Here is a 22227-nt window from a genome sequence, read left to right as displayed (position 1 = left end):
AAATTGCCTCGCTGAACGCCCAGGCAGCGCTCTCGGCGCTCAAAAAAGCATATATCTCTCAAATCGCATATCTATGCGCCTTCTCTGCAAAGGCCTCCTTGTGGGAGAAGGTGGCCTCGCGAAGCGAGGTCGGATGAGGGGTGTTCCAGCTTGGCAACACGCTTGCAGTTATCATCGCCTCATTTCTTCCAACACCCCTCAACCGTCTCGGCGCTGCGCGCCGATCCACCTTCTCCCACAAGGGGAGAAGGGAAGGGTCCTCAACTCCCCGGCGGGCTCACCGGCTCCAGCGTCTTCGGCGGCGTCAACCTGCCATGTCCCGACACGGCATTGCCGGCGTCCGGCGCCAGCCGCATGAACGACAGCGAGGCCGCCGCCGACACCGCCGCTACGATGAAGAAGGCGGTGTGGAAGTCGCTCAGCGTCAACGGGCCGCCATGGATCTTGGTCGACACTTCCAGGATGCCGCCGGCCAGCGCCACGCCGAGCGCGATCGCCAACTGCTGGAACACCGCCGTGATCGGCGTCGCCTTGCTGGTGTCGGCGGCCGAAATCTCGGCGTAGGCAAGCGCATTGATGCCGGTGAAGAACATCGAGCGGATGAAGCCCCCGGCGAGCAGCATGGCGAGGATCAGCCCATAGGGCGTGTCGGGCGTGAACAGGCCGTTGATGGCGATGGACGCGGCAGCGATGAGCGAGCCTGAAATCAGCACACGGCGGAAGCCGGCGACCCTGAAGATCAGCGCGGTGACGAATTTCATGCCTATGGCGCCGATCGCCGAGACGAAGGTGATCATACCGGACTGGAACGGCGTCAACCCGAAACCGATCTGGAACATCAGCGGCAACAGGAAAGGTACGGCACCGATGCCAATGCGGAACAGTCCGCCGCCGAGCACCGACGAGCGGAACACCCGATTGCGAAACAGCTCGAGCGCCAGCAGCGGATTCTTGGCGCGGCGCGCGTGCAGCAGGTAAAGCACCGCCGAAGCCAGCCCGACGGCAACGGTGAAAAAGCCGGCAGCGGGCGGCAGAGCCGGCAGGCTGACCACCGAGAGGCCGAACACGATGCCGGATGCCGCCAGCCCGCTCAGCACGAAGCCGGTGAAATCGAGCGGCGGTGTCTCGGCAGGGTCGGTCTTTGGCAGGAAACGCGTGGCCAGCCAGATGCCGATCAGGCCGATCGGCACATTGATCAGAAAAATCCAGTGCCAGGAAAAATAGGTCGTGATGAAGCCGCCGACCGGCGGGCCGACCAGGGGGCCGACCAGAGCCGGAACGGTCAGCCATGACATGGCGGCGACGAGTTCGCTTTTCGGCGTTGCGCGTACCAGCACCAAGCGCCCGACCGGCGTCATCATCGCGCCGCCAATGCCTTGCAGAAAGCGCGAGACCACGAAAGCCGCCAGCGAATTGGACATGGCGCACGCGACCGAACCGGCGATGAACACGGCGATCGCGGCACGGAAGACATTCTTGGCGCCGAAGCGGTCGGCCATCCAGCCGCTGATCGGAATGAAGATCGCCAGCGATACCAGATAGGCGGTCAGCGCGAGCTTGAGCGCGATCGGGTTGGTGTGGATGTCGATGGCGATCGCCGGCAAGGATGTCGCAATGACGGTCGAATCCATGTTTTCCATGAATAGAGCGACCGCCAGGATAAGCGGAATGGTGCGGTTCACGATGGATCCGGCCTTGAAATGTGCGTCGCGATTGCTTGCCGGCCTTGGGGGCCAAACCGACAGGTAGGGCGGTTATCATGGCTTGGCCCGGATGTCGCATTAATTTGCTGTCACGTTTGTGCGACCGCAAGTCTTGCAGCACCTGCGGCAAATGCAGCTTTGCCACTACACAACCATCGGCTTTTCAACGGCCACGGGACGTGTTACGAGCCAGCGCCAATCCTGAAAGGGACGAAGACGAGTCGGCGCTGTCCATCAGGGCGAGCGCCTTTACTGCATTCCGAGGGCTGGCAATGGCAAAAATCATCGAGACGTCCACCGGCGCACTGGCGCTGACCTTTGACGACGTGCTGCTGCAGCCGGGTCATTCCGAGGTCATGCCCGGCGAGACCGACATCCGCACCCGCATCGCCGGCGACATCGACCTCAACGTGCCGATCCTGTCGGCCGCCATGGACACGGTTACCGAGGCGCGGCTCGCCATCGCCATGGCCCAGGCCGGCGGCATCGGTGTCATCCACCGCAATTTCTCGCCGGCCGAACAGGCCGAGCAGGTGCGGCAGGTGAAGAAATTCGAATCCGGCATGGTGGTCAACCCCGTCACCATCGGTCCCGAGGCGACGCTTGCCGATGCGCTGGGTCTGATGCGCACCTACAGCATCTCAGGCATTCCGGTGGTCGAGAACGGCGGCACCGGCGGTCACACGGTCGGCCGGCTGGTCGGCATCCTGACCAACCGCGACGTGCGCTTCGCCTCCGATCCGGCGCAAAAGGTCTATGAACTGATGACCCGCGAGAACCTGATCACGGTCAAGGAGAACGTCGATCAGGACGAGGCCAAGCGGCTGCTCCACCAGCACCGCATCGAGAAGCTGGTCGTGGTCGACCGGGACGGCAATTGCGTCGGGCTTATCACGGTCAAGGACATCGAGAAGTCGCAGCTCAATCCGCACGCCACCAAGGATGCGCAGGGACGCTTGCGCGCCGCCGCCGCCACCAGCGTCGGCGATGACGGTTTCGAACGGGCCGAGCGCCTCATCGACGCCGGCGTCGACCTTCTGGTGATCGACACCGCGCACGGTCATTCGCAGCGCGTTCTGGATGCGGTGACGCGGGCCAAGAAGCTGTCCAACTCGGTTCGCATCCTGGCCGGCAACGTCGCCACCGCGGAAGGCACCTTGGCCCTGATCGATGCCGGCGCCGACGCGGTCAAGGTCGGCATCGGACCAGGCTCCATCTGCACCACCCGCATCGTCGCCGGCGTCGGCGTGCCGCAGCTCTCGGCAATCATGTCGGCGGTCGAGACGGCGCAGAAATCGGGCGTGTCGGTCATTGCCGATGGCGGCATCAAATATTCGGGCGATCTCGCCAAGGCACTGGCCGCCGGCGCCAGCGCGGCGATGATCGGCTCGCTGCTGGCCGGCACCGACGAGAGCCCGGGCGAGGTCTATCTGCACCAGGGCCGCTCCTTCAAAGCCTATCGCGGCATGGGCTCGGTCGGCGCGATGGCACGCGGCTCCGCCGATCGTTACTTCCAGGCCGAGGTGCGCGACACGCTGAAACTGGTCCCGGAAGGCATCGAAGGGCAGGTCCCATACAAAGGACCTGTGTCTGGCGTGCTGCACCAGCTTGCAGGCGGCCTGAAAGCCGCTATGGGTTATGTCGGTGGCCGCGACCTTGCCGATTTCCGCGAGCGCGCCACTTTTGTGCGGATATCCAATGCCGGACTTCGTGAAAGCCACGCCCATGACGTCACGATTACCCGCGAAAGCCCGAATTATCCTGGCGGAGCCTGACCGTCATGCGTCTTGGCGCAATCTGGCGGCAATGATCCTGCGGCTGTCGCGCCACGCGGCCGCACTCTGTGTCGCCGCCGTGGCGGTTTTCATCATCATGACGGCGATGGAGTTCCTCTATTTTCGCCAATTGAGCGGCGGTCTGCCGTCGCTCGACATGCGCTATGCCGGTTTCACCCCGGATGAGGGCATGGCCTGGCTGACGGCCCTCGGCCGGCGCGGCAGCGAGATTATCCTCGTCTGGCATTACCTGACCTTCGACCTGCTGTTTCCGGCGCTGCTGTCGCTGACGATGGTAAGCCTGATCCTGGCCACGGGCCGGCGGCTGAAGAACTTCCGTGCACTGCCTGCGCAAACCCAGTCGATATTCGCGGTTGTGCTGGTGCTGCCATACCTGCTTACCGACTATGCCCAGAACATCGCCGTGGCTCGTCTTTTGTCCGATTTCCTGTCGGCCAATCCGGATTCGCTATCCTTCGCCTCGGCGCTGATCGTCACCAAATTCGCCCTGCTGGCGATACCGGTGACCGTCATTGCGGCTTTCATTCTGATGGCTCAGAAACGGCCTTGAAGGCTGGGTGACAACGACAGGGGGCGTCTTGAACCAGACCGCGATCTTCTGGCCGATGCTGGCGCAGGTGCTGCTGGTCTATATCGTCTATGTCGTAATGGGCCGGCGCCGCCATGGCGCGGTCAGATCGGGCGAAGCCAAGACCGGCCAGTTCAAGACGCGCTCGACGGAGCCTGGGTCCAGTATCACCGTCGCCAACAATCTGAGCAACCAGTTCGAACTGCCGGTGCTTTTCTACGTCTTATGCTTGACGCTGCACGTGACCAATGGCGTCAATTATCTGACTTTGGCACTGATGTGGATCTTTGTCGTCTCCCGCTATCTTCACGCATCGGTCCACTTGACCAGCAATCCGATAATCCTGCGCAGCAGGGCATTCTACCTGGGCGCGGTCGTTCTTGCACTTGGCTGGATATGGCTAGCGCTGCATCTGCTCGGCTTGGTTTGAGCAAGCTCAAGGCTACAAATCGAACACCGCGATCTTGCGCTTGTCGAACCTGATGGCGAGTTCGCCGCGCACCAGCTTGAGCGCGGCTTCGCCAAAGACGGCGCGCCGCCAGCCTTGCAATGCCGGCACGTCGGCTTCCTCGCCCTCGGCAGCGATGCGGTCGATGTCGTCACTGGAGGCGAGTACCTTGGATGCGACGCCCTCCTTTTCGGCAACGATCCGCAACAGCACCTTCAGCAACTCCGCAGCCGCGCTTGACCCCTCCGGCGGCTGGAAGCTCTTCGGCAGCTTCGGCATCTCTTCCCTGGGCAGGGCAAGGGCAGCGTTTACCGCGCCAAGCAGTGCAGTCGCCGTCGACGAGCGCTCCCAGCCCTTCGGCGTGGTACGCAGCTTGCTCAGCGCCGCAGCGTCGCGCGGCGCCTGCTGCGCCACTTCGTAGATCGCATCGTCCTTGAGCACCCGGCCGCGCGGCACGTCGCGCTCGCGCGCTTCGCGTTCGCGCCAGGCGGCCACCGCCTGCACGATCGCCAGTTCCTGCGGCTTGCGCAGCCGCATTTTGAGCCGCTTCCAGGCATCCTCGGGATGCGGATCGTAGGTCTCGCGCGAGGTCAGCACGTCCATCTCCTCGTTCAGCCAGTGGGCGCGGTTTTCCCGCACCAGCTCGGCGCTGAGATGCTTGTAGACCTCGATCAGGTGGGTGACGTCGGCGAGCGCGTAGTCGAGCTGCTTTTCGGACAGCGGACGGTGGCGCCAGTCGGTGAAGCGCGAGGACTTGTCGAGCCGCGCGCCGGTGATGCGCTGCACCAGCTGGTCGTAAGAGACGCTGTCGCCGAAGCCGCAGACCATCGCCGCGACCTGTGTGTCGAAGACCGGATGTGGCACCAGATCGCCGAGATGCACGATGATTTCGATGTCCTGGCGCGCCGCATGGAAGACTTTGACGATGGCCTCGTTGGCCATCAGCCTGAAGAACGGTTTCAGGTCGATGTCGGGCGACAGCGGATCGATCAGCGCCGTCACCCCGGGCGCTGCCATCTGGATCAGGCACAGGATCGGCCAGAAGGTCGTTTCGCGAATGAATTCGGTATCGACGGTGACGAATTCCGCCTTTTCGAAAGCGGTAATAGCGGTCTCGAGTTCTTTCTGGGTGGTGATGACGTGCATCAAATCGCTTTTGGCAAGGGATAGGGTCTCTTTCAATTTCAGCCGCGCGCGCTTTCGTCAAGCGCAAGCACCTCTATCCAGGCTTTGCGGGTTCATCGGGATCGGCATTCCGCTTCGCCAACCGGGCAAAAACCGTCGACGTGCGCAACAGCGCCGTAAAACGGCTGCGATGGGTGGCCGGCACGGCGGAGCGCGCCTGCATCCGGTAAAGGATGACGGCCACGAAGATCGCATAGACGGTGGCGCTGAACACGAACAGCGCGCTCGGCCCGAAAAATTGCATCACCGTCGACGCGGCGAACGGCCCGCCGATGGCGCCGAAGGAATAAAACAGCATCAAGGCTGCATTGATCAGCACGAACTCGCCCTTGTCGGCGCGGTCGTTGGAATGCGCCGCCGACAGCGAATAAAGCGGCATGGCGAAGCAGCCGAAGATGAAGACGAGCAGGAAGTTGAGGAACGGACTGCCGCCAGCCACGAACGCCAGCGCCAGTGCCGCCACCATCGCACAGCACGTCGTCATCAGCAGCACCGAGCGCCGGTCCCAGCGGTCGGAGAGATAGCCAAGCGGGTACTGGATGATGGCGCCGCCGAAAATTCCGACGCTGACGAAGGTGACGACGTCGGCGACCGACATGCCGATCTGCTCGGCATAGACCGGCGACAGGGTGCGGAAAGCGCTGTTGGTGACGCCGACGGCGATACAGCCGAAGCAGCCGAGCGGCGAGATCCGCCAGACGCGGGCCAAATCGAGCTTGACGTCTTCCGGCGGTGTCGGATTGGAGCGGTCGCCGAGCGAAACCGGCACCAGCGAAACGGTGATCATCATCGACATGATGGCGAAGATGGCAAAGCCGCCGGCGCCAAAGATCGGGATCAGGAACTGGGCGCCCGTCACCGAGCCGATATCGACCATCCGGTAGATGGCAAGCACCCGCGCCCGGTCGGTGTTGGTGACGCCGGAATTCAGCCAGGCTTCCATGATGGTGAACAGGCCGGCAAAGCAGAACCCGCCGGCAAAGCGCACGGCGCACCACATCACCGGATCGATGACCAGCACCAGCAGCAGCGTTCCCGCCGAGGCGATCGCCGCCAGTGCCGAAAAGGCGCGCACATGGCCAACGGACTTCATGATGCGGGTCACGGCAAGGCAGCCGAGCAGGAAACCGGCGAAATAGAATGTGCCCATCAGGCCGATCGAGGAAGCGGGAAAACCTTCCTGCGCACCACGCAGCGCAATCAACGTGCTCTGCAGGCCGTTGCCGCCGAGCAGGATGCCGGCGGCGATCAGGAGCGGGATCAGCGGGCGGATGGAAGACATGAAGGAAAGCCTGTCGTTGATCCCTTCTTGAACCATCGCCTTCGCCAATGCCAGCGGCAATTCCCGGTGGCGTTGGGCCAGCCGAGGGCTACCGCGTGGCTCCGGACGCTCCGTGTTGGGAACCAAGGCGTATCTTTGTAGTTCAGTGCTGGTGGGCGAATACGCGTCTTGTGAGCTGCCGGTGTGCGGAGACGGTGTCGGGCATCGATGTGGTTTCTGCTGCCCGGCCTGAAGCTCCAAAGGGAGGTCCGCCATCATGAAATTTCATCCCGCATTTGCTGCATTTGCGGTGGCCGCAGTTCTGGCGGCCGGGCCGGCGCGGGCTGTCGACCTCGCCATGGTGTCCGGCGACACCGGCAACGGCCAGAGAATCCTTCGCGAGATCCTCGATCAGTACGAGAAGAAGACCGGCAACAAGGTTAGCGTCGTTCCGCTGCCGCCCTCGGCGACGGACCAGTTTGGCCAATACCGGCTCTGGCTAGCCGCCGGAAGCAGCGACGTCGACGTCTATCAAACGGACATCATCTGGGCCCCCCAGCTTGCAAGGCAGTTCGTCGACCTGACCGAAGTGACCAAGGATGTCGTTGGCGCCCATTTCCCATCGATCATCAAATCGCAGACCGTGGACGGCAAGCTGGTCGCCTTGCCGATATTCACCGATGCTCCGGCGCTCTACTACCGCAAGGACCTCCTCGACAAATACGGCGCCAGGGTCCCGGCCAGCTGGGCCGAGCTTGCCGACACCGCCAAGCGTGTCATGGACAAGGAGCGCGAGGCCGGCAACAAGGACATGTGGGGCTTCGTTTTCCAGGGCAACGCCTATGAGGGGCTGACCTGCGATGCACTCGAATGGGTGAAGTCGAACGGCGGCGGCCAGATTATCGAACCGGACGGCAGGATCTCCATCAACAATCCGCAAGCAGTTGCGGCGCTGGAAATGGCGAGGAGCTGGGTGGGAACCATCTCGCCGCCCGGTGTTCTAGCCTACCAGGAAGAGGAGTCGCGCGGAGTCTGGCAGACCGGCAACGCCGTCTTCATGCGCAACTGGCCCTACGCCTACGCGCTTGGCAACAGCGAAAGCTCCCCCATCAAAGGCAACTTCGAGGTGACCACGCTGCCGCCGGGGTCGGGTGAGGGTGCGCGCCCGGCAGCAACGCTTGGCGGCTGGAATCTCGCGGTTTCCAAATATTCGAAGAACCCGGATGCAGCGATCGAGCTGGTCAAATGGATCGCCTCGCCTCAGATGCAGAAGTACCGCGCCTTGAAGGGGGCATATCTGCCGACCATCGAGGCACTCTATGACGATGCCGACATCGCCAGTGCGCAGCCGGTTATCCCGCGCTGGAAGGAAGTCGTCCTCAACGCGGTGCCGCGTCCCTCGGCCCAGGCGAAGAGCAGGTACAATGAGGCATCGAGCGAGTTCTGGACCGCCGTTCACAACACCATTTCCGGCGAAGGCACGGCCGCCGACAATCTTGCCGATCTGGAGTTCTCCTTGACCAGGCTCAAAGGCACCGCGTGGTGACCTCGCCGCGCTCAGGCTCGCTGCTGGCGCGTCAGCGTGTGCGCTCGGCATGGCTGTTGCTTGCCCCGATGCTCATCGTGCTCGCCGCCGTTGCCGGCTGGCCGTTGATACGCACGATCTACTTCGGCTTCACCGATGCCTCGCTCGCCGACCTGGATGCCCGCCGCTGGGTTGGCTTCGCCAACTATTTCTCCGTCCTGCAAATGCCGAGCGGCCGCGTCGTCTATGACGGGCTGCTCGCCGATCCGGTCTGGTGGCGCGCTGTCTGGAACACGGTGCGCTTCGCGGTGATTTCGGTGACCTGCGAGACGGTGCTCGGCATGATCGTCGCGCTGGTGCTCAACGCCAAGTTTCGCGGCCGCGGTATCGTACGCGCCGCGATTCTCATCCCTTGGGCCATCCCGACGATCGTGTCGGCTAAAATGTGGCAGTGGATGCTCAACGACCAGTTCGGCATCATCAACGACGTCCTGCTCAAGCTCGGCCTGATCAGCACAAAAATCGCCTGGACGGCCAGTGCCGACACGGCGATGGTCGCCGTCCTCGTTGTCGACATCTGGAAAGCGACCCCTTTCATGGCGCTTCTCATTCTCGCCGGCCTCCAGATGCTTCCACAAGAAATCTACGAGGTCGCAAAGCTCGACGGCGTCGGCGCGTGGAGAATTTTCTGGAAGATCACCTTGCCGCTCATCCGGCCGGCGTTGATGGTGGCCATGATCTTTCGCGGTCTCGATGCCCTGCGCATCTTCGATCTGATCTACGTGCTTACGCCAAACAACTTACACACCAAGTCGATGTCGGTGTTTGCCCGCGAGAGCCTTTTTGAGTTCGACAAGTTTGCCTACGGTTCCGCTGCCTCGACGCTGCTCTTCCTCATCCTCGCTTTGCTGACCATGCTCGTTCTGTGGCTCGGCCGGATAAGACTGGACAAGGACTATTGATCATGTGGGGCTGCTGACCATGTGGATCGTCAAGCGCACGGCTTTCTACCTCCTCGTCGCCGTCATCGTCGTCGTCGCGGTGTTCCCGTTCTACTACGCCATCATCACCAGCCTGAAATCGGGGACGGCGCTCTTCCAGATCGACTATTGGCCGACGACGATTACCTTCAGCAACTACAGGACCGTATTCACCGAGGGGACCTTCCTGCGCAACCTCGCGAACTCGCTGTTCATCTCGAGCGCCGTCGTCGTCATTTCGCTGTTCCTGGGCGTCACCGCCGCCTATGCGCTGGCGCGCATCCGCTTCCGCGGCCGCTCGGCGCTGCTCCTCACTATCCTGTCCGTTTCGATGTTCCCGCAATTGGCGGTGCTTGCCGGTCTTTTCGAGCTGATCCGCACCTTCGGCCTCTACAATTCGCCGTTTGCGCTGATCTTGTCCTACATGATCTTCACCTTGCCGTTCACCGTCTGGGTACTCACCGCCTTCGTTCGCGACCTGCCGATCGAGCTGGAGGAAGCGGCGATCCTCGATGGCGCCACGCCCTGGATCATCATCAGCCGCGTCTTCCTGCCGCTGATGTGGCCGGCGCTGGCGACCACCGGGCTTCTCGCCTTCATCGGTGCGTGGAACGAGTTCCTGTTTGCCCTGACGTTTACCTCCAGCAACGAGCAGCGAACCGTGCCGGTGGCGATCGCGCTGCTCTCCGGCAACTCGCAGTTCGAGATCCCGTGGGGCAACATCATGGCGGCATCGGTGATCGTCACCGTGCCGCTCGTCGTCCTCGTCCTGATCTTCCAGCGCAAGATCGTCTCCGGCCTCACTGCGGGCGGGGTGAAGGGGTGAGTGCATAGTCGAACTGCCGGCACAGAGCAGCGAACTCAGGTTAACGCCTCTGGCATAAATTGATGCCGGTGGGACAGGGACGGGAAGAACGCGAACTCGACCCGGCCGCCGCTTGCCTTGACAAATGCACCCTCTCATGTGCTTTTCGCGCAAATTTTCAGGCTGGGCCATCATGCCTTGGCCGCAACCCAACATCCGGACTTTAAGAATGACAATGCATCGTTACCGCAGCCATACCTGTGCCCAATTGAGGAAGAGCGACGTCGGCTCGAGCGTACGCCTGTCGGGCTGGGTGCATCGCGTGCGCGACCATGGCGGCCTGCTGTTCATCGATTTGCGCGACCATTACGGCCTGACGCAGATCGTCGCCGATCCGGATTCGCCGGCCTTCAAGGTTGCCGAGACGCTGCGCGGCGAATGGGTCGTCCGCGTCGACGGCGAGGTCAAGGCGCGCCTCGCCGACACCGTGAACCCCAATTTGCCGACCGGTGAGATCGAGATTTTCGCGCGCGAGATCGAAGTGCTGTCGGCCGCCAGGGAATTGCCGCTGCCGGTCTTCGGCGAGCCGGACTACCCGGAGGACATCCGCCTCAAATACCGCTTCCTCGATCTGCGCCGCGACACGCTGCACAAGAATATCATCGCGCGCACCAAAATCATCGCCGAGATGCGCAAGCTGATGGGCGAGGTCGGGTTCACCGAATTCTCGACGCCGATCCTGACCGCCTCGTCGCCGGAAGGGGCGCGCGACTTCCTGGTGCCGTCGCGCATCCACCCGGGCACTTTCTACGCGCTGCCGCAGGCACCGCAGCAGTATAAGCAGCTGATCATGGTGTCCGGCTTCGACCGCTACTTCCAGATTGCGCCGTGCTTCCGCGACGAGGACCCGCGCGCCGACCGTCTGCCGGGTGAATTCTATCAGCTCGACGTGGAGATGAGCTTCGTCGAGCAGGAGGACGTGTTCACCACCATGGAGCCGGTGATGCGGGGGGTGTTCGAGACCTTTGCCGCCGGCAAGCCGGTGACGCAGAAGTTTCCGCGCATCGCCTATGATGTCGCCATGCGCAAATACGGCACCGATAAGCCGGACCTGCGCAACCCCATCGAGATGCAGGCCGTCTCCGATCATTTTCGCGACTCCGGCTTCAAGGTGTTTGCCAACATCCTTGCCAACGATCCGAAGGCCGAGGTCTGGGCTATTCCGGCCAAGACCGGAGGGTCGCGCGCCTTCTGCGACCGCATGAACTCATGGGCGCAAGGCGAGGGCCAGCCAGGGCTGGGCTATATCTTCTGGCGCAAGGAGGGCGAGAAGCTTGAAGGCGCCGGGCCGCTGGCCAAGAACATCGGCGAGGAGCGCACCGAGGCGATCCGACAACAACTCGGCCTTGCCGATGGCGATGCCGCCTTCTTCGTCGCCGGCGACCCGAAGAAATTTGTCTCCTTCGCGGGAGCGGCGCGCACCCGCGCCGGCGAAGAGCTCAATCTTGTCGACCGCGACCGCTTCGAATTGTGCTGGATCGTCGACTTCCCGTTCTTCGAATGGAACGAGGAGGAGAAGAAGATCGACTTCGCGCACAATCCGTTCTCGATGCCGCAAGGTGGCATCGATGCGCTTAACGGCGAGGATCTGCTCGGCATCAAGGCGTTCCAGTACGATATGGTCTGCAACGGTTTCGAGATCGCCTCGGGCGGCATCCGCAACCATCTGCCGGAAACCATGGTCAAGGCGTTCGAAACCGTCGGGCTGGACCGCGCAACGGTCGAGGAACGCTTCGGCGGCCTTTACCGTGCCTTCCAGTATGGCGCGCCGCCGCATGGCGGCATGGCGGCCGGCATCGACCGCGTCGTCATGCTTCTGGTCGGCGCAAGGAACCTGCGCGAAGTGACAATGTTTCCGATGAACCAGCAGGCCTACGATCTGTTGATGAACGCGCCGTCGGAAGCCAGCCCGCAGCAGCTTCGCGAATTGTCGCTGCGCGTCGTGGCGACGAAGAGAGAGCTTTAGGAAACGCTCCGAACTGGTTCTGTTGATTCATGAAAAAGCCCGGCATCGCTGCCGGGCTTTTGCTTTGGGATCTCGGTCAGTCTTCGTTCGCCGTAACCGTCACGCCGAGCGTTTTCGGCAGGTCGAGCGGGTTGGACATGGCGCCCGCCATGATCAGCGCGAACGGCACCGCTGCCGGCGGCTCGGCCGAGACCTCGATGCTTTGCGGATCGTCGAGGAACTTGTTGACCGCGGCCGAAACCTGCGCCGTCAGTTCCGGATTGTTGAGCTGCGCCATGCCGAAGGGTACGATCGCTTTGGCCTGGTTGGCGATGTCCTTGCCGGACATGCCTTGCTGCTTGCCGGCATAATCGAGCACCTTTTTGGTCAGCGAATCGTCGTCGAAGCGGATCGAGGCGCTGTTGAACGAAAGCTGCTGCAGCAGCCCGAGCATGGCCATGCCTTGCGCGGAATTGTCGGCGCCTTCGGGCTGCGCTGCCATCTTCTTCTGCAACTCCTGCATTGATTTGATGACGTCCAGCGTATAGCCGCCGAGATCGAAGGTCATGCCGAGCGTGCCGGCATTGTCGACCGATATTTCGTATTTCGACAAGTCCATCCTGCCGTCGGTAGGCTGCCAGGTGCCTTCCATCTCAAGATTGCCCGATATGTTCTGATAGCCGAGCGCGTTGATGACTTCCTTGGACTTCGGATCTTCGACCAGGGTCAGGTCGGCAGTGAATTTTTCCGTGGTGCCGGAAAACTCCAAGGCCTTGCCGTCGGCCGGCGGCGTGATTGCGATGGCAAGCCCGTCCATCGAGAAGGCGGTCTTGTCGGCGACCTTGACGGTCATGTTTTCTAGCTCGGCCGATTTGTACATCATCAGCGAGCCCAGCGGACCGGTTGCGCCTTCGGCCGGAACCGTCATGTCGTGGATGACGAAGGGGCTGAGATTGAGCGTGACGCCATCTTCGCTGTGTTCGAACGGCAACGTCGATACGGTCGCGATTTGATAGCCGCCATTGGCTTCAGTCACACCTTCGAGCTTGACGTCGCCGATCTTGAGCGCCTCCTTTTCGGCCGCCGGTTTGACCGCCACGCCTTGCAGAACCATGCTGGAGGTGTCGCCGGTTACGCCGGTCCAGGAGAGGTCGACGCCCTGGGCGGCAAGGGCAGCCTTCAGCCGGTCGGCGACCGCGGCATCCTGCGCGAGGGCCGCATTCAGCGGCAGCGTCATCAAAAAGGTCGAAAAAGCCAGTCTTTTAATAAGTGTCGAGTGTCTGATCGTCATCGAGAGCTCCCCTGAGAGTGTCCTGAAATTCTTTTCAAATCGTCGCGTCGTCACCATTCGGTGACGAACTGGACCGGAAAAAGGCGGGCCTCGGCACAATGGTCGAAAATCGCGGCCAAAGGCAAACCCGATCCATCAGGCTTGCGATAGAAGCAGGATGTAACGGATTGATGTTGGCCGGCGTCGCGACGCTCCCAATTCCTGTTGCATAGGAGGACGTATGATGACGCCTATTGCCGCGAATCACCCGCTCGGCTAGTGCCAGCCCATGGGAAAAAGGCTTTTGCCGCCCGAGAGTGGCGGCGGCGACAATATCGAGCCGGTCGATCTGAAGAAGGCGCTGGAAGAGCGCTATCTCGCCTACGCGCTGTCGACCATCATGCACCGGGCGTTGCCGGACGTGCGCGACGGGCTGAAGCCGGTGCATCGTCGCATCATGCATGCCATGCGTCTGTTGCGGCTTAACCCCGACCAGGGCTTTGCCAAATGCGCCCGCATCGTCGGCGAGGTGATGGGCAAGTTCCATCCACACGGCGACCAGTCGATCTACGACGCGTTGGTGCGGTTGGCGCAGGATTTTTCGATGCGCTACCCTCTGGTCGACGGCCAGGGGAATTTCGGCAATATCGACGGCGATAACGCCGCCGCCATGCGCTACACCGAAGCGCGCATGACCGAAGTGTCGACGCTGTTGCTGGAAGGCATCACCGAGGACGCCGTCGATTTCCGCCCGACCTACAACGAGGAAGACGAGGAGCCGGCCGTGCTGCCCGGCGCCTTCCCGAACCTGCTCGCCAACGGTTCGTCCGGCATTGCCGTCGGCATGGCGACCTCGATCCCGCCGCACAATGCGGCCGAGCTTTGCGACGCCGCGCTTCATCTGATCGATCATCCGGATGCGTCCGTCACCAAGCTGATGGATTTCGTCCAGGGGCCGGACTTTCCGACCGGCGGCATTATCGTCGACAGCCGCGCCTCGATCCTCGAAGCTTATGAAACCGGCCGCGGTGGTTTCCGCGTCAGGGCGAAATGGAGCCAGGAGGACCAGGGCAGGGGCACTTGGAACATTGTCGTCACCGAAATCCCCTACGGCGTCCAGAAGGCTAGGCTGATCGAAAAGATCGCCGAGCTCTTGATGGCGCGCAAGCTGCCGCTGCTCGAGGATATCCGCGACGAGAGCGCCGAGGACATCCGCGTTGTGCTGGTGCCGAAGAGCCGCTCGGTCGATCCCGGCATCATGATGGAATCGCTGTTCAAGCTGACCGAGCTCGAAAGCCGCTTTCCGCTCAACATGAACGTGTTGTCGCGCGGCAAGGTGCCGAACGTGCTGTCGCTGAAAGGTGTGCTCAAGGAATGGCTGGAGCACCGCCGCGACGTCCTGATCCGCCGCTCCAAGCACCGCCTCGGCGAGATCGAAAGGCGGCTTGAGATCCTCGCCGGCTATTTGATCGCCTATCTCAACATCGACGAGGTGATCAGGATCATCCGCGAGGAGGACGAGCCCAAGCAGGTAATGATGGCCCGCTGGTCACTCACCGACACCCAGGCTGAAGCCATCCTCAACATGCGACTGAGGGCGCTGCGCAAGCTTGAGGAATTCGAAATCCGCGAGGAATTCAATGGCCTGACCGGCGAGAAGAAGCAGATCGAGGCACTGCTTGCGTCCGACGCCAAGCAGTGGGCGACGATCAAGTGGGAAGTCGCCAACGTTCGCCAGAAATACGGGCCTGACACCGAGATCGGCAAGCGACGCACAGAGTTCGCCGATGCACCCGAACATGACCTGACCGATATCGCCCATGCCATGATCGAGCGCGAGCCGGTCACCGTCGTCGTGTCAGAAAAGGGCTGGCTGAGGGCCATGAAAGGTCATCTGACCGACCATTCGGCCCTGACCTTCAAGGAAGGCGACAGCCTCAAGCTCGCCTTCCACGCCCAGACGACCGACAAGGTGCTGGTCTTCACCACCGGCGGCAAGTTCTACACGATCGGCGCCGACCGTCTGCCGGGTGGGCGTGGCCATGGCGAGCCGATCCGCATCATCGTCGACATGGACAACGACCAGGATATCGTCACCGCCTTCGTCCATGATCCCAAGCGCAAGCTGCTGCTGGTGTCGCATGACGGCAACGGTTTCATCGTGCCGGAAGAAGAAGTCGTCGCCAACACTCGCAAGGGCAAGCAGGTGATGAACGTCAAGGCGCCCGACGAGGCCCAGCGCTGCGTGAGCGTCGCCGGCGACCATCTCGCCATTGTCGGCGAGAACCGCAAGATGCTGGTGTTCCCGCTGGCCGAGATCCCGGAGATGGGGCGCGGTAAGGGCGTGCGCCTGCAGAAATACAAGGATGGCGGTGTTCTCGACCTCAAGACCTTCACGCTCGCAAGCGGCCTGTCCTGGCAGGATTCGGCAGATCGCACCTTCATCAAATCGCGTGACGAGCTTGCCGAATGGATCGGCGCCCGCGCCTCGGCTGGCCGCATGGTGCCGAAGGGATTCCCGAGGACTGGCAAGTTCGGGCGAAGCGGTAATCTCCCCCCTTGAGGGGGGAGATGTCGCCGAAGGCGACAGAGGGGGTCGGAACGTCCAGACGCGACCCTTATCGCAGACAGAGGAGACTGGCGTCTCACGCGCGGCGACCCCCTCTGGCCTGCCGGCCATCTCCCCTCATGAGGGGAGATTAGCAGCTCCACCCAAACATTTGGAATGTCGTCACGATTGCTGCACTATATCAGTGCATAAGCGATGCGATGGGCCAGGGAGAGTTGGGCGCTTGAAGGAAGTCAGGATACAGAAGCCGGAGCGGCAGCAGCGCCTGTTTGGCCTGTCGACGCCGCTCAGGGCCGCTGTCATTCCGCCGCTGTCGGCGGCGCGCTGGCTCCTGGTGCTGATCGTCGCCGCCGGCGTTTATTTCTTCCACGGCTTCCTGTTCCCGGTCCTTGCCGCCCTGGTGATTGCTTTCGCCAGTTGGCCGCTCTATCGGCGGCTGCTCGCCGGCGTCGGCGGCAACCGCACGATTGCGGCGACGCTTGCGATCTTGTTCATCCTGACTTTCCTGGTGGTGCCGATCGCGCTTGCCGGCACCTACGCCATCAATGAGGTGCGCGAATGGGTCAACTGGGCGATCGAGACCAACCGCTACGGTGCGCCGACGCCGCACTGGCTCGCCACCATGCCCGTGGTGGGCGAATGGCTCAATGAACAATGGACTGTCAACGTTGGCCACCCTGGCGGCATCGGCGAACTGATCCAGCTGATCAGCGGCGCCAATATCGGCAGCATCTATCGCGGCGTGCTTGCCGCCGGCGGCAGCGCCTTCGGCCTTTTGCTGACGCTGCTGTTCATGATGATCGCGCTGTTCTTCGCCTATCGCGACGGCGAGCATTTCGCCGGACAGGTCGATCGCCTCGGCGAACGCATCCTGCCGGCCAGATGGGAACGGATCTCACGCGTGGTGCCTGCGACGATCTCCTCGACGGTAACCGGCATGACCGTTATCGCCATCGGCGAAGGGCTGGTGCTGGGTATCGCTTACTGGTTGGCCGGCGTACCATCGCCGGTGACGCTCGGCGCGCTGACAGGCATCATGGCGCTGATCCCCGGCGGCGCGCCGCTGTCCTTCACGCTGGTCTCGATCTATCTCGCGGCCAGCGGCTCGCCGATGGCCGGGCTGGCACTGTTCATCTGGGGCGCGGTCGAACTCTTCATCGTCGACAAGACATTGCGCCCGAAGCTGGTCGGCGGGCCGATAAAACTGCCCTTCCTGCCGACTTTTTTCGGCCTGATCGGCGGCGTCAAGACAATGGGCTTTCTCGGCCTGTTCATTGGCCCGGTGCTGATGGCGCTCCTGGTCGCGATCTGGCGCGAGTGGCTGCGCGAGGTAGAACTGACCGATGAGCTCGCTGCCGCCGAACCGGCGGAGCACGATGACGCGCCGCCGCAGATCGAAATTGTCGCCGAACGCGCCGCCGCGAAAAAGAATCAGGCCGGGTGACTGATGGCGAACGTGGCGCGGCGTTTGCGCCCCTCGTGCAATTGCCAGAGCGAATGGCCGATCAACGTCATGATGAGGATCGCGCCGCCGATCAGGCTGTTGCGCGACGGCGCTTCGGCGAAGATCATCCACACCCAGACCGGTGCCAGCACGGTTTCAAGCAGGTAGAACATCGCCACCTCCGGCCCGGAGATGTATTTTGGGCCGTTGGCGAGGCAGAAGAACGAGATCGGCATGATGACGGCACCGTTGAAGACGATCCACCATGGCGCGTTGACATGAAAACCCACCTTGGAAACCATCAGGGTGGCGACGGCCAGCGGCAGCACCACTCCAATCAGCGCCGTGAAACCCATGTCCTTGCCGCTTGCGCGCGAGATGGTGATGGCCGCTGCGATCATGAAAGCCGAGCATAGCGCCATCAGGTCGCCGAAGAGATGTCCGGTTCCAACCGAATCGCCGACAATGATCGTCACGCCGACGATCATCAGTGCCAGCGCTGCAAGCGTCAGCGGCCGTGGCCTCTCCTTCAGGAACAGCCATGACAAAAGGGCCGCGAACATGGTTGTGAACGCCAGGATGAAAACGAGGTTGGCGGTCGATGTGTTGTAGACGCCGGTGATAAAAGCGATCGAGCCGAGCCCGTAGAGGCCGGCAACGATGAGCCCTGACCAGCCCGGCACAAGCTGCGGTGCCTTTGCGCTCAGCGAGCGCCAGACGGCCCAGATGATGAGTGTGGCGACGAAGGTTGTGCCGGTGCGCAACAGCAGGATCGTCCATGCTTCGCCGTCGGCGAGCCGGATCAGCGGAATGTCGACGGTCAGCGTCAGCCCGCCGATGGCGGTGATCAGAAGGCCTCTCTGGTGGTCGTTGTGGGAAGACATGCGGCAATTCTCGCGTAGGCTTGGAGGCGCAAAATTGACCCGCCCGGTGTTCCAGCCGATCGGCCGGAAGCCCAGCGGGCATCCTCCTCGAAACAATTTAAGGGTGAGTACCGAAGGCAGGAATCAGCGCGAAACCGCTTCGTGATTGTAGCGTTCCCAGCCTTTCGGGCCGAGATGCTCCTGCGGCTGGAAGCGCATCTTATAATTCATCTTGCGCGAGCCGTTGACCCAGTAACCCAGATAGACATGGGGCAGGCCCATCGCCCTGGCGCGGGCGATGTGGTCGAGGATCATGAAGGTGCCGAGCGAACGGTCCTCGAAGTCCGGGTTGAAGTAGGAATAGACCATCGACAGGCCATCGGCCATCTTGTCGGTGAGCGCCACGGCGATCAGTTCGCCCTGGCCCTTGCCGGTGATGAAGCTGTCGGGTCCGCGGCGACGGTATTCGATGACCTTGGTGTCGACATGGGTATCCTCTACCATCATGGCGTAGTCGAGCACGGTCATATCGGACATGCCGCCACGGCGATGGCGGGCGTCGAGATAGCTGCGGAACAGCGAATACTGTTCGGTGGAGGGTTCGGCGTCGTGCATGGCGCCGACCAGATCCGAATTATGCTGTATGACCCGTTTCATGTTGCGGCTGGCGGTGAATTCCTGCGCCAGGATGCGCACCGACACACAGGCGCGGCAGGTCTCGCAAGCCGGCCTGTAGGCGATGTTCTGCGACCGCCTGAAACCGCCCTGCGTCAACAGATCGTTCATCTCCGGAGCCTTGTCGCCGACCAGATGTGTGAACACCTTGCGCTCGAACTGGCCCTCGAGATAGGGACACGGCGAGGGCGCGGTCAGAAAGAACTGTGGCGACTGGGTCGGGTGCTGCGTCATCGAGCCTTGGAAACACTCCTGCGAATCGCTCTACCTTTGGCGCGGACGCCGAAAAATTCAACAGGATTGTGAAAGCCTGGTTGATTGGATGTCTTCACATTTGTGCGCAAAGGCCGTGGCCGCGCTTCAAAAGTCTGCTCAGCGATCGCTGCGGCTGACGACGGTGCCGAGCAGCAGGTCGTGCAGCGTGCGCTTGCGGTCGGAAAACAGGCTCACCAGCAGGACCAGCGGTGAAAGGATGACATTGCCGGCCCAAAACAGCACCGAATGCACGACGGCGGTCAGCCCGTCGATGCGGGTGCCGTCGAGCCGGTCGAGCCGGATGCCCATCACCTTCATGCCGGTGGTGGCCTGGTCTTTACTGCCGAGCGTGTTCCAGATGTAGAGGACGGCGACCGCCGGTACGAGAATGGAAAACAGCATCCAGCCGAGGCCGAGCGTCAACAGCCCAAACAAGAACACCAGGATCGCGAATGGAATGGTGAGCAGCGCCACGATGAAATAGTCGATGACGAAGGCGAGAATGCGCCGTGTGCGCACGCCCTCATAGGCGCGGACATCTTCGAGCCTGCTGGTGATGATTTCGCCGTCGAAAACGCGAGCGTTCATTTCATTTCCTCGTAATCGAACCCGGGTTAAGGCACGGGCCGCTTATTGGTGAAATGGTGAAGGTTCGCGGCGGAATCAAGATCGAGCCTTTCGCCGCCGTGTAGATGGTGACGGTGTGCCTGGTGCCGTCTGACTTGTTGAATTCATGGCGCGGATAGCGTTAGCTTGCTGCGGCGCAACAAAGGGCGCCGAGCCGAGGGGACGGGGCGACATGGACTACGACATGCTGGTCATCGGCAGCGGCCCGTCCGGGCGCCGCGCCGCGGTGCAGTCGGCCAAGCTTGGCAAGTCGGTGCTGGTGGTCGACAGGGGCCGGCGACTCGGCGGTGTGTCGGTGCACACCGGCACCATACCGTCGAAGACGTTGCGCGAGACGGTGCTCAACCTCTCCGGGTGGCGTGAGCGCGGCTTTTATGGACGCGGCTACCGCGTCAAGCAGGACATTTCGGTCGGCGATCTGGTCGAGCGCCTGCACAAGACGCTCGACCATGAGGTCGAGGTGCTGCAGCACCAGTTCATGCGCAACACGGTCAAAAGTGCGCGCGCCGCGGTAAAATTCCTCGGCCCCAACAAGGTCAGCCTGACCACCGACACCGGCGACTACAGCGAGGTTGGCTTCGCCCATGCGCTGATCGCGGTCGGCACCCGGCCGCACCGGCCGCGCGACGTGCCGTTCGACAAGACACGGATCTTCGACAGCGACGAGATGCTGGAGCTCGACCGCCTACCGCGCACGCTGACGGTGATCGGCGCCGGCGTCATCGGCGTCGAATATGCGACGATCTTTTCGGCACTCGACGTTCCGGTGACGCTGGTCGAGCCGCGCAATACCATGTTGGATTTCGTCGACCGCGAGATCGTCGATGACTTCATCCATCAGATGCGCGACCGCGGCATGACCATCCGCTTGGGCAGCGCCGTCAAGGAGATCGCCTCCAAACCCGATCATGCCGAGGTGATGCTGGCCGACGGCCGCACCATACGTTCCGAGATTGTGCTTTATGCTGCAGGGCGTACCGGCAATGTCGGCAGCCTGGGGTTGGAAGCGGTCGGCATCGAGGCCGATCCCAGGGGCCGCATCAAGGTCGATCCGCAGACGTTCCAGACCAGCGCGCCCAACATCTATGCCGCCGGCGACGTCATCGGCTTTCCGAGCCTGGCATCGACCTCGATGGAGCAGGGCAGAGTGGCCGCCTGCCATGCGTTCGGCGTGCCCTTGCCGCCGCCGCCCGAAACCTTTCCCTACGGCATCTACGCCGTGCCGGAAATCTCCACCGTCGGGCAATCCGAGGAGCAGGTGCGCGAGAGCGGTGCTGCCTACGAGGTCGGCGTGGCGCGGTTTCGCGAGACATCGCGCGGCCACATAATGGGCGTCAACACCGGTTTCCTGAAGCTTCTGTTCTCGATCGGAACACGCCGTCTGCTCGGCGCCCATATTGTCGGCGAGGGCGCGACCGAGCTCATCCACATCGGCCAGGCGGTGATCAATCTCGGCGGCACTGTCGACTTCTTCGTCAACAACACCTTCAACTATCCGACGCTGGCCGAAGCCTACAAGATCGCCGGGCTCGACGCCTGGAACCGCATGGGGCGAGGGTAGCCTCGAGGCTCATCGGTCTGACGGTGCAACGGCGACTGCAGGATCCGCCAGCCATTGCCTGACGATCTCTGCGTCCGGATCGCCGATTTCATGGCCGGAGGCAATGGTTTGGGTCTCGACTTTGGCGCCATGCGAGCTCAGTAGAGCAGCCAGCGCCGGCGCGAATGGCGCGTAGGTCAGGTCGGTGGCGCCGGCGATGATCAACGCCCGCGCCTTCGACAGGTCGGCCGCCGGCACCTCGTCGAGCACCGGCATCGGACGCAGCAATGCGGCGCGCTGGATCAGGCCTGGATGCAGCAGCATGACGCTTGAGACCAGGTTGGCGCCGTTCGAATAACCAACAAAGGTCGCGCGGCGGAGATCGACGCGGCGGCGCTTCGCGATGCCGTCGACGAAGCCCGCGAATGCGTCCGCCTCAGCATGGATGCTGGCCTGTTCGAAACGCGTCGGGGTGATTCGCGTGAACCAACGGAACCCGTCCTCCTGAGGGATGCGGCCACGGACCGCAACCAGCGCCGCATGCGGCGCGATTTGCCGACCAAGCGGCAGCATGGTTGTCTCGTCTACACCCGATCCATGCAGCAGGAACAGCCAGTCACCGGGTAAGTTGGCGGGTCGATGTAGCCGGTAGAAAAAGCCTGAATTTTCCTGCAAAATACCGTCTTCGAGGCTCTCCTCGGCCATCGT

Annotated in this window: 18 protein-coding genes; 10 read left to right on the top strand and 8 right to left on the bottom strand. The window is 62.5% G+C overall.

Annotation, left to right across the window (positions count from 1 at the left end; all coding sequences use genetic code 11):
* Positions 1–260 precede the first annotated feature (260 nt).
* On the bottom strand, positions 261–1682 hold the full coding sequence (locus NKI19_RS20895) for an MFS transporter (RefSeq protein ID WP_352491834.1): 1422 nt from the start codon (positions 1680–1682) through the stop codon (positions 261–263).
* A gap of 293 nt (positions 1683–1975) precedes the next feature.
* Here NKI19_RS20895 and guaB point away from each other — a divergent pair, with 293 nt between their 5' ends.
* The 3 genes from guaB to NKI19_RS20880 are packed head-to-tail and all read left to right on the top strand — an operon-like array spanning position 1976 to position 4497.
* A complete protein-coding gene (gene guaB, locus NKI19_RS20890; protein ID WP_352458563.1) occupies positions 1976–3478 on the top strand; it encodes an IMP dehydrogenase in 1503 nt (500 codons plus the stop codon).
* Positions 3479–3509: 31 nt separating this feature from the next.
* Positions 3510–4049 carry a hypothetical protein gene (locus NKI19_RS20885; protein ID WP_352491924.1) on the top strand — a complete coding sequence of 180 codons (540 nt, stop codon included), beginning with the start codon at positions 3510–3512 and terminating at the stop codon, positions 4047–4049.
* A 28-nt stretch (positions 4050–4077) separates the two neighbouring features.
* Complete coding sequence (locus NKI19_RS20880; protein ID WP_352566090.1) at positions 4078–4497, top strand: MAPEG family protein; 420 nt, start codon at positions 4078–4080, stop codon at positions 4495–4497.
* 12 nt (positions 4498–4509) lie between these two features.
* On the opposite strand, the gene rnd is transcribed toward NKI19_RS20880, so the two are convergent.
* Both rnd and NKI19_RS20870 read right to left on the bottom strand, forming a co-directional pair.
* Positions 4510–5661: a ribonuclease D gene (gene rnd, locus NKI19_RS20875; protein ID WP_352491836.1), complete on the bottom strand. Its 1152-nt coding sequence runs from the start codon at positions 5659–5661 to the stop codon at positions 4510–4512.
* Positions 5662–5734: 73 nt separating this feature from the next.
* On the bottom strand, positions 5735–6982 hold the full coding sequence (locus NKI19_RS20870) for an MFS transporter (RefSeq protein ID WP_023674455.1): 1248 nt from the start codon (positions 6980–6982) through the stop codon (positions 5735–5737).
* A gap of 256 nt (positions 6983–7238) precedes the next feature.
* Between NKI19_RS20870 and NKI19_RS20865 the strand changes: the two genes are divergently transcribed.
* The 4 genes from NKI19_RS20865 (at position 7239) to aspS (ending at position 12297) form a co-directional block, all read left to right on the top strand.
* Complete coding sequence (locus NKI19_RS20865) at positions 7239–8507, top strand: ABC transporter substrate-binding protein (protein WP_352491837.1); 1269 nt, start codon at positions 7239–7241, stop codon at positions 8505–8507.
* Positions 8508–8575: 68 nt separating this feature from the next.
* On the top strand, positions 8576–9448 hold the full coding sequence (locus tag NKI19_RS20860) for a carbohydrate ABC transporter permease (RefSeq protein ID WP_352491925.1): 873 nt from the start codon (positions 8576–8578) through the stop codon (positions 9446–9448).
* A gap of 19 nt (positions 9449–9467) precedes the next feature.
* Positions 9468–10292 (top strand): carbohydrate ABC transporter permease, encoded by an 825-nt coding sequence (locus NKI19_RS20855; RefSeq protein ID WP_352491926.1) that lies wholly within the window; start codon positions 9468–9470, stop codon positions 10290–10292.
* A 214-nt stretch (positions 10293–10506) separates the two neighbouring features.
* The gene (gene aspS / locus NKI19_RS20850) at positions 10507–12297 is read left to right on the top strand and encodes an aspartate--tRNA ligase (RefSeq protein WP_352491927.1); all 1791 of its coding nucleotides are present in this window, start codon (positions 10507–10509) and stop codon (positions 12295–12297) included.
* 76 nt (positions 12298–12373) lie between these two features.
* On the opposite strand, the gene NKI19_RS20845 is transcribed toward aspS, so the two are convergent.
* On the bottom strand, positions 12374–13567 hold the full coding sequence (locus NKI19_RS20845) for an aq_1923 C-terminal domain (RefSeq protein ID WP_352491838.1): 1194 nt from the start codon (positions 13565–13567) through the stop codon (positions 12374–12376).
* 268 nt (positions 13568–13835) lie between these two features.
* Here NKI19_RS20845 and parC point away from each other — a divergent pair, with 268 nt between their 5' ends.
* Positions 13836–16109, top strand: coding sequence for a DNA topoisomerase IV subunit A (gene parC / locus NKI19_RS20840; protein ID WP_352566092.1), 2274 nt, complete (start codon positions 13836–13838; stop codon positions 16107–16109).
* Positions 16110–16338: 229 nt separating this feature from the next.
* Positions 16339–17559: an AI-2E family transporter gene (locus tag NKI19_RS20835; protein WP_352491840.1), complete on the top strand. Its 1221-nt coding sequence runs from the start codon at positions 16339–16341 to the stop codon at positions 17557–17559.
* Here the strand turns inward: NKI19_RS20835 and NKI19_RS20830 are convergent.
* The 3 genes from NKI19_RS20830 to NKI19_RS20820 all read right to left on the bottom strand — a co-directional run bounded on the left by NKI19_RS20830 (position 17547) and on the right by NKI19_RS20820 (position 19940).
* Entirely contained in the window at positions 17547–18443 is an 897-nt protein-coding gene (locus NKI19_RS20830) for a DMT family transporter (protein WP_352491841.1), read from the bottom strand. The two genes, NKI19_RS20835 and NKI19_RS20830, sit on opposite strands and share 13 nt — an antisense overlap.
* Before the next feature lie 123 nt (positions 18444–18566).
* A complete protein-coding gene (locus NKI19_RS20825) occupies positions 18567–19331 on the bottom strand; it encodes an arginyltransferase (RefSeq protein WP_023717252.1) in 765 nt (254 codons plus the stop codon).
* A gap of 138 nt (positions 19332–19469) precedes the next feature.
* The gene (locus NKI19_RS20820) at positions 19470–19940 is read right to left on the bottom strand and encodes an RDD family protein (RefSeq protein ID WP_352491842.1); all 471 of its coding nucleotides are present in this window, start codon (positions 19938–19940) and stop codon (positions 19470–19472) included.
* Between the two features lie 211 nt (positions 19941–20151).
* Between NKI19_RS20820 and sthA the strand changes: the two genes are divergently transcribed.
* The gene (sthA, locus tag NKI19_RS20815) at positions 20152–21540 is read left to right on the top strand and encodes a Si-specific NAD(P)(+) transhydrogenase (protein WP_352566094.1); all 1389 of its coding nucleotides are present in this window, start codon (positions 20152–20154) and stop codon (positions 21538–21540) included.
* A 9-nt stretch (positions 21541–21549) separates the two neighbouring features.
* On the opposite strand, the gene NKI19_RS20810 is transcribed toward sthA, so the two are convergent.
* Complete coding sequence (locus tag NKI19_RS20810; RefSeq protein ID WP_352491844.1) at positions 21550–22224, bottom strand: alpha/beta hydrolase; 675 nt, start codon at positions 22222–22224, stop codon at positions 21550–21552.
* Positions 22225–22227 lie beyond the last annotated feature (3 nt).

Source organism: Mesorhizobium sp. M0751, from assembly GCF_040320265.1.
GTDB lineage: Bacteria > Pseudomonadota > Alphaproteobacteria > Rhizobiales > Rhizobiaceae > Mesorhizobium.
This window is presented reverse-complemented; position numbering and strand designations above follow the sequence as displayed.

Coding starts and splice junctions, on each gene's coding strand:
- NKI19_RS20845 (WP_352491838.1), bottom strand. CDS start 13,567: ATGACGATCAGACACTCGACACTTATTAAAAGACTGGCTTTTTCGACC.
- rnd (WP_352491836.1), bottom strand. CDS start 5,661: ATGCACGTCATCACCACCCAGAAAGAACTCGAGACCGCTATTACCGCT.
- NKI19_RS20885 (WP_352491924.1), top strand. CDS start 3,510: ATGATCCTGCGGCTGTCGCGCCACGCGGCCGCACTCTGTGTCGCCGCC.
- guaB (WP_352458563.1), top strand. CDS start 1,976: ATGGCAAAAATCATCGAGACGTCCACCGGCGCACTGGCGCTGACCTTT.
- parC (WP_352566092.1), top strand. CDS start 13,836: ATGGGAAAAAGGCTTTTGCCGCCCGAGAGTGGCGGCGGCGACAATATC.
- NKI19_RS20810 (WP_352491844.1), bottom strand. CDS start 22,224: ATGGCCGAGGAGAGCCTCGAAGACGGTATTTTGCAGGAAAATTCAGGC.
- NKI19_RS20865 (WP_352491837.1), top strand. CDS start 7,239: ATGAAATTTCATCCCGCATTTGCTGCATTTGCGGTGGCCGCAGTTCTG.
- NKI19_RS20855 (WP_352491926.1), top strand. CDS start 9,468: ATGTGGATCGTCAAGCGCACGGCTTTCTACCTCCTCGTCGCCGTCATC.
- aspS (WP_352491927.1), top strand. CDS start 10,507: ATGCATCGTTACCGCAGCCATACCTGTGCCCAATTGAGGAAGAGCGAC.
- NKI19_RS20870 (WP_023674455.1), bottom strand. CDS start 6,982: ATGTCTTCCATCCGCCCGCTGATCCCGCTCCTGATCGCCGCCGGCATC.
- NKI19_RS20820 (WP_352491842.1), bottom strand. CDS start 19,940: ATGAACGCTCGCGTTTTCGACGGCGAAATCATCACCAGCAGGCTCGAA.
- NKI19_RS20860 (WP_352491925.1), top strand. CDS start 8,576: ATGCTCATCGTGCTCGCCGCCGTTGCCGGCTGGCCGTTGATACGCACG.
- NKI19_RS20825 (WP_023717252.1), bottom strand. CDS start 19,331: ATGACGCAGCACCCGACCCAGTCGCCACAGTTCTTTCTGACCGCGCCC.
- sthA (WP_352566094.1), top strand. CDS start 20,152: ATGGACTACGACATGCTGGTCATCGGCAGCGGCCCGTCCGGGCGCCGC.
- NKI19_RS20830 (WP_352491841.1), bottom strand. CDS start 18,443: ATGTCTTCCCACAACGACCACCAGAGAGGCCTTCTGATCACCGCCATC.